The organism is Halomonas sp. ATBC28 (genome assembly GCF_005937175.1).
GTDB classification, from domain to species: Bacteria; Pseudomonadota; Gammaproteobacteria; order Pseudomonadales; family Halomonadaceae; genus Vreelandella; species Vreelandella titanicae.
Genome location: NZ_VCQL01000065.1, coordinates 1 through 971 on the forward strand (window position 1 = coordinate 1; position 971 = coordinate 971).

Sequence of the window (971 nt, forward strand, 5' to 3'; positions counted from 1 at the left end):
GAGCTATGCTATAAAAAAGACAGGATATTACAAGCACTTAAGGAACTTAAGTACGATCTGGAGACATCCCCAAACCCAGACGCGTAAGTGCCTCCATCCGTGTTCCGATTCCCTGGTGCTTCCTCGCTCATTCGCTCGCTACGCTCGGTCATGAGACTGCGGCGAGCACTACCACCACAATCACGCGGAAAGCCGCGCCATTGCAGGGCTGAACGGGGAAAAACGGCAAAAAACCTGCTGCTCAAAAAGACGCCAGAAAGGCGCTGTTATCTGATATAGGCTTATTTGGTCTACTCTACGAGACCTCGTTTTTTCAGTTGGTAATACCAGGCGCGACTGATCCCTAATGCCTCCCACGGTTTCAGCGTGCGTGCAGATGTAGCTACTGTGCTGCGCTTAGACTTAGAACCGCCCTTGCGACCGCGTGCAGCCTGAATTTCTGGCGTGTGCGTATCAGCCACATACTGTGCGAAATTTTCCGGCGTGAAGTTCCTGTGCGTGTATTTCGCAATGCTCTTGCCAATAGCCCGACATTCAGCCAGTGAAAGCGGAACGGGAAGCGATGCATTGTACATTTCGACACGCTGGATCACCGCTTCAAGCCACTGTGAGAACGCTGGCCAGCCCTGACGAATCGCCCTGTAAGCCCATTTGCGCGTCATTTCGAACAGGTGGCAGTTTCGCCCCATCCCGTAATGTTTATCGATGCTACGACGCTCTGAGGCGCTCAAATCGAGATAATCAGCCAGTTCATCGAGGGTATAGGCTTCCTCGCGCCACTCCATCACCAGCCATTCCAGGTGGAACGGATTTTTGCAAATCAGGCCGCTGTAGTTCACATCCGCACAAAGTTTCTCACACAGCGAACGTTCAACCGCTGCGGCATATTTCAGCGCCTTAACCGAGGCATCAGGCGCGGTTCTCACGGCGATGTTGAGTGCGTAGAGCAGGTGAGCGTGTCCGTTCACAGG

Annotated in this window: 1 protein-coding gene; it reads right to left on the reverse strand. The window is 53.2% G+C overall.

The genetic code is table 11. The annotated features are described in order from the left end of the window. Window positions 1-290 precede the first annotated feature (290 nt). Window positions 291-971: replication initiation protein (locus E0L35_RS25305; RefSeq protein WP_212751717.1), on the reverse strand; the 681-nt coding region annotated here is incomplete at its 5' end.